We start from the raw sequence: 6,000 nt of genomic DNA on the forward strand, positions 1-6,000 counted from the left end.
ATCAATCTTGCGACGATAGTGCAGCACGCTCCACTGAACCTCTCCTTTAACAAAGGGCCATCGGACCAGGTTCGCTTGAGTAGCCGCCCTTCTGTTTAGCGATCTCGACCCCGCTCCGATCAACGCCATCAATAAACCAAAAAGGATTAATGCCCAAAGCATTGGCAGAAGCCGCCATGCGCCTGTTGAGAATACTAACCCGAGTATGAGGAGAGGCATTCCTACCAAAACGAAGGGCAGGGTCTGAGGAGAGTGCCATCGGCGAGCTGACGGCAGCCTGCCATACAGGAACTTCCCTATCCATGTCAGTGAATTGAAGGCGTCAACCTCATTGTATTCAATCAGGCCATGACGTTTAGTGTTGATTGCTTCGATTTCAGAGGCTTCGATCCAGAGACACTCTTTCTCAACGACGTTTGCTCGCAGCGTTTGGTCGGCTCCGTAGATGCTGACAAGCTGCTTCGCTATAGGCTCCAACCCGCTGGCGATCGCAGCGAGTCCCTTAGACGTCGTGACGTTTGAACGCCTCTTGATGTCCTTGTGCCTGAGAGGCACGCCGACCTCGGGGACCGGGCCATCAAGAAGCCCTCGCCAAATTCGTTCTACCTCTGTCAACGCCAGCCGATCGGACTGGGCGATCCGTAACCGTCCGGTTAGCCGCGTGTTGCCGACTGTCGCGTAGCCGTTGATGTCCTGACCTGTGGTGGTCTCCTTCTGGAGTCCAGAAGGAGGTCAGGAGATGGGGCGGATGGAGGTCATTGCCCGGACGGAGCGCCGGCGGACCTATAGCGAGGCGGAGAAGGCGGCGGTGGTTGCCGAGGCGTCGGCGCCGGGCGTGACGGTGCGCGAGGTGTCCCGACGGCTCGGCATTGCCGAGAGCCTCATCTACAACTGGCGGTCGGCGCAGCGGAAGGCGGTGAGCATCGCCAGCGAGCCGTTGCAGTTCATCCCGTATGGCGTGGTGACGGACGCCGCGTGCGCAGAGCTCGCTATGGCGCTTACGCCTGCGACGCCCGCCCCGGCACCCGCCAAGCCGGTGCCTTCTGCCGTACCGGCAGAAGAACTGGTCCGCCCGCATCCGGGGCCACGACCGGGCGGCATCGACATCGACCTGCCGACCGGGGTGCGGCTGTCGGTCGACAGCTACGTCAACGAGAAGGCGCTCGCCCGCGTGCTGCGGGCGCTGGGGCATGCGTTGTGATAGCGCTGGCGCCCGGCACCAAGGTCTATCTCGCCTGCAAGCCGGTGAGCATGCAGAAGGGCTTCGACGGGCTGACCGCGCTCGCCAGCCAGGTGCTCAACGCCGACCCGTACTCGGGTCATCTGTTCCTGTTTCGGGGCAAGCGCGGCGACTATCTCAAGGCGCTCTACTGGGACGGCTCGGGCATGTGCCTGTTCGCCAAGCGGCTGGAGAAGGGCCGGTTCGTGTGGCCGCCACTGGTCGATGGCGGCATCGTGCTCAGCCCCGCGCAGCTGGCCCTGCTCATCGAGGGCATCGACTGGCGGCGCACTGTGGCACCGGCCCCGGTGACGGCGCCGACCCTCGTCTGAACGGCGCTTTTCGTCCTTTTTGCTTGGCCCGAGTCGGGCCGGTGATAGAATGGGCCATGTCGCTGGCGATGGTCGATCTTCCCTCCGACCCGGACGAACTGCGCGCCTTTACACAGGTGTTGCAGGCCCAACACGCAGCCACTGCTGCGGAGCTGGCCAGCACCGCGGCCGAGCTCCGTGCGGCCAAGGCGACCATTCAGCTGACCGCGCTGGAGATCGAGAAGCTCAAGGTCCAGCTTGCACGGCTCCGGCGCATGCAGTTCGGCCAGTCGTCCGAGCGGCTGACACGCGAGATCGAGCAGCTGGAGCTGCGGCTGGAGGAGTTGGAGACGTTCGAGGCCGAGGCGACCAGCGCATCCGCTGACACCGGCGTGCCGGCACCCACCCGCGAGAAGCGGAAACCGAAGCGCCTGCCGCTGCCCGACCATCTGCCGCGCCACGAGGTCGTCCACGCCGCTCCGCATGCCGATGGCTGCGGCGCGTGCGGCGGGACGATGTCGGCGCTTGGCGAGGACGTGACCGAGGTTCTGGAGTATGTGCCCGGCCGCTTCCAGGTCGTGCGCCACGTCCGCCCCAAGCTCGCCTGCCAGCGGTGCGACGCCATCACCCAGTCGCCGGCTCCGGCGCTGCCCATTCCGCGCGGCAAGGCTGGTCCCGGCCTGCTCGCGCACGTGCTGGTGTCGAAGTATGCCGACCATCTGCCGCTCTACCGGCAGGCAGAGATCTACGCTCGGGAAGGCGTCGAAATCGACCGCTCGACCATGGCGGACTGGGTGGGCCAGGTCAGCTGGCTGCTCCAGCCGCTGGTCGACCACGTCCGCCAGCACGTGTTCGCGGCCGACAAGATTCACACCGACGACACGCCCGTGCCGGTGCTAGCACCGGGCACCGGCAAGACCAAGACCGGCAGGCTGTGGGTGTACGCTCGCGACGACCGGGGCTGGCAGGGCATCGGCCCGCCGGCAGCGGCATATTTCTACACGCCCGACCGCAAGGGCGAGCGACCGCGCGCGCATCTCGCCAGCTTCAGCGGCTTCCTGCAAGCGGACGGCTATGCGGGCTACGACCAGCTGTACGATGGACGCCGGCAGCCTGGCCCCATCGTAGAGGTGGCGTGCTGGGCGCATGTCCGGCGCAAGATCTACGACGTGTGGAAGGCGACAGGCTCAACGACGGCGCGTACCGGCGTCAGCATGGTCGACCTGATGTATGAGGCGGAGGAACTCGGACGCGGGCTGCCGCTGGAGGACCGGCTCGCGCGCCGGCAGGTCGTCAGGGTCGGCGTGGACGGCTTCTTCAACTGGGCCGAGGACACCATGCGACGCATCTCGGGCAAGGGCGCGCTGGCCGACGGCATCCGCTATGCCGTGAAGCGGCGCGAGGCGCTGACCCGCTTCTGCGACGATGCCCGGCTCGAAGCGGACAACAACCGTGCCGAGAACTGCCTCCGTCCCGTCGCGCTCGGCCGCAAGAACTACCTCTTCGCCGGCTCGGACAAGGGCGGTGACCGCGCAGCGGCGATCTACACCCTCATCCAGACCGCCCGGCTCAACTTCATCGACCCCGAAGCCTGGCTGCGCGACGTGCTCACCCGCATCGCCGACGGACACCCCATCAACCGTATTGGCGAACTCGCGCCTTGGCGCTTCTCAACGCATGCCTCTGAAAGTAGACAAAAACCTCAATAACTGGCGGGAGCGGAGGTCCGGCCACCCTAACGGTTCCGCGCTCTTGCCTGCCGTTGCGCGCGCCTCTTCTTTCGCTTTGCGGTTTCTTCGGGCTGGCGCGCCAACTGAGCCCGGTTTTTGCCTTTGCGAAACGGCTTCGCGACGTAGCTCGCTACGTCAGATGAGAACCAAGATACCAGTTCAGAAAGCGTGTCGCGGATCATCTTTGAACACCTAATTAGCTGACGGCTGACGCCTCAACCCAACGGCGGAACACGCCGATAGCCTCGCATAAGTCGAGCGGCCCGCAGGCAACCTCGAACGCTTTGCCTTGCACGGAAGCAACCCACCAGCTGCCGGTTCGCTGCCACTCCGCCAAGTCATCGCTAGGCTCACCATATTCCACTCGCTCGAAAGGCAGATCCTGCATGGCTGTGCCGGTCAGTTCGATCCGAAGCGACCACCCAGGATTGTCGAGCGTGTCGATCTTCACGCCGTACAAATGCTCCCAATCATCATTGCACTGCGCCAAATACCATTGCGTCAGCCACTTGAGGTTATCGTCGAGTGGCAGGCGCAGGCCCCGCCCGTCGAGATACTCAGCGGCTGCCGTACCGTCCGCGGGAAGGGCCTCCTCCCAGAGCCGTCCGACGTTGCTCCCGCCAGGGCGGTGCCGGGCGGGCGGTGGCTGATGGCTTCCGGAGGGTCGTAGGCGGGAGATTTCGCGCAGGACGTCCCCCGGATCGCAACCGGCAAAACAATGGACGAGAATGCCGTCGTGCCCCTGGCGCACGGACAGGCTGGGATCGCTGTCCTGGTGTGCTGGGCAGCGGCAGGTAGCGATATAGCCCCGCCAGGTGCCGCCGAGGGCACCCACGATATCGACAACGCGCTGGGTGGGTCTGAGAGCGATCAGGGACATTCCCGTCTCCTTTCACCCCCTCCCGCCCTCTTCCCTCCTACAGAAAAGCACATCGCAGGGTTTGCGAGTAGACGACGAAGCGGCAAGCCGATAAGACGGCTTTACGTTTTGCAGGTTTTACGATTACACGTTTCCACGGAAGGTCCCTCTCATGATCGTTGCGTTGCTCAACCAGAAAGGCGGCGTCGGAAAGACGACCCTGAGCGTGAACCTGGCCTCAAGCCTCGCACGCGACGGCTCGCGCGTGTTGCTGATCGACGCCGACCCCCAGGGCAGTTCGCTCGACTGGGCTGCGGCTCGCGAGGAGCAGCCGATGATCTCGGTGGTCGGCTTCCCTCGACCGACCATCCACAAAGAGTTGGATCAGATCGGCCAGGGCTACGATCATGTCGTCATCGACGGACCGCCTCGTGTGACCGAGCTGGCGCGATCGGCGATCATGGCGGCGGATGTGGTGCTGGTCCCTGTCCAGCCTTCGCCTTACGACATCTGGGCCGCGGACGAGGTGGTCAAGCTTATCGTCGAAGCGTCCGTTTTTAAGGAAAGCCTGAAGGCCACATTTGTGGTAAATCGCAAAGTCGCAAAAACGGCGATTGGGCGCGACGTGGTTGAGGCTTTGGCAGCATATCAGATCCCGACCATGACGGCGCAGATCGTCCAGCGCGTCGTGTTTGCCGAGGCAGCGGCCACTGGGCGCGCTGTTTTCGAGATCGACGGCAAGAGTGCGGCGGCAGCGGAAATCGAGGCCGTACGGGCCGAACTAATGGAGCTTGTGGCATGACCAAGAAAGTGACGATTGGCCGACGCCCAACGGCTGGCGCGCCTCCCGCCGCTGGCGCCGATGCCTGGGTGGGAGCCGGAGCAGAGAAGCTTGCCGAAACGCCCGCCGCGGACGTCAAGATGAAGCGTTTGACGATCGACATACCGGAGAGCCTTCATCGCACGATCAAGTCACAGTGCGCGATGCGGGGAACGAAGATCGCTGACGAGGTCCGAGATCTGTTGGTACAGAAATACGAAACGCCGTAATTCCGCCTTTGCGCGTCGGCGTGTCGCCGTAAAGCCGGCGATGTGTCTTTCTGTATCACCGCTTTTCCGTAAATGCGTTGTCTGAATGGCGTTCTTGGCTATCGCGATCCCCCTTTCCCCCGATCGCGGAATAGCATCCGGTTCGATGAAAGGTTCAAGCGAGTGGCAACAGGGCAGGGGTCCACCTTCTTCGTGCCGGGCGTTCCGGCCAAGGACCAAGAGCAAGCGTATAATGAGCTCGCGCTGGCCTGCGGGTGTGCACCGGCGCCGACAGGCAAACGCATCCGCTCGATCACGTTCCGATCGAACGGGGAGACGTGGACAGCCACGGTTGGCGAAAAGCTAAGCGGCTCGGCGACGAAGAAGAGCCGGGCAGGGGGGCAACGCATCGAACGCACCGTTCCTCTCTCAAACGGCTCGACCGTCCTCGCCATCTTCGCCGGCGTGCCCTTTCGGGTCTGGCATGACGGCGCGTCCAGGGTTTGGTCCAACCCATTCCTCGCTGGCGAGCCTTCCTCCGTCACTATGTTCGCGGACGGCGGAGCATAGCCACTTCGACAGTGATGTCGCCCGCATTTCAGTAGATGCGCTTCGTCGTAAATCTGTTTAAGCGCAAAGTCGGGTTCCCGATGCGCTCTCCTCCCGGGCAGGGTAATTTTTTTCCACGTTGACCATGCCTCCGTCCGATGGCTGTTTCGACAAATGAAGCACCCCGGCGCGCTGAGATTAGTCACAGTGTAGATTTCCGCTGAGAATTGACCCGGTATTTCCATCGAGAATTGACCCGGGTGATGGTATGTCCCGCAGAGCGGGTTTTGGGTCAAGCTGGTG

Annotated in this window: 6 protein-coding genes; 5 read left to right on the forward strand and 1 reads right to left on the reverse strand. The window is 63.5% G+C overall.

All coding sequences use genetic code 11. The features are described 5' to 3' along the window. Positions 1–748: 748 nt before the first annotated feature. From B9A23_RS19930 to B9A23_RS19940, 3 genes are all read left to right on the forward strand, one after another. Positions 749–1,201 (forward strand): IS66-like element accessory protein TnpA, encoded by a 453-nt coding sequence (locus B9A23_RS19930; protein WP_254895209.1) that lies wholly within the window; start codon positions 749–751, stop codon positions 1,199–1,201. Next, on the forward strand, positions 1,198–1,551 hold the full coding sequence (gene tnpB / locus B9A23_RS19935) for an IS66 family insertion sequence element accessory protein TnpB (RefSeq protein ID WP_084281025.1): 354 nt from the start codon (positions 1,198–1,200) through the stop codon (positions 1,549–1,551). Before B9A23_RS19930 ends, tnpB begins: the two co-directional genes overlap by 4 nt. 68 nt (positions 1,552–1,619) lie before the next feature. Next, positions 1,620–3,239, forward strand: coding sequence for an IS66 family transposase (locus tag B9A23_RS19940; protein ID WP_139797590.1), 1,620 nt, complete (start codon positions 1,620–1,622; stop codon positions 3,237–3,239). A gap of 217 nt (positions 3,240–3,456) precedes the next feature. Here the strand turns inward: B9A23_RS19940 and B9A23_RS19945 are convergent, their stop codons facing one another. Next, positions 3,457–4,140 (reverse strand): immunity 53 family protein, encoded by a 684-nt coding sequence (locus B9A23_RS19945; protein WP_084281028.1) that lies wholly within the window; start codon positions 4,138–4,140, stop codon positions 3,457–3,459. A gap of 151 nt (positions 4,141–4,291) precedes the next feature. On the opposite strand from B9A23_RS19945, the gene parA reads away from it, so the two are divergent. Continuing rightward, positions 4,292–4,921: a ParA family partition ATPase gene (gene parA / locus B9A23_RS19950; RefSeq protein ID WP_056433696.1), complete on the forward strand. Its 630-nt coding sequence runs from the start codon at positions 4,292–4,294 to the stop codon at positions 4,919–4,921. After that, on the forward strand, positions 4,918–5,169 hold the full coding sequence (locus B9A23_RS19955; protein ID WP_056433695.1) for a plasmid partition protein ParG: 252 nt from the start codon (positions 4,918–4,920) through the stop codon (positions 5,167–5,169). The genes parA and B9A23_RS19955 overlap by 4 nt, the downstream gene beginning before the upstream one ends. Positions 5,170–6,000: the final 831 nt, after the last annotated feature.

This window comes from Novosphingobium sp. B1 (assembly GCF_900176395.1).
Lineage (GTDB): Bacteria > Pseudomonadota > Alphaproteobacteria > Sphingomonadales > Sphingomonadaceae > Novosphingobium.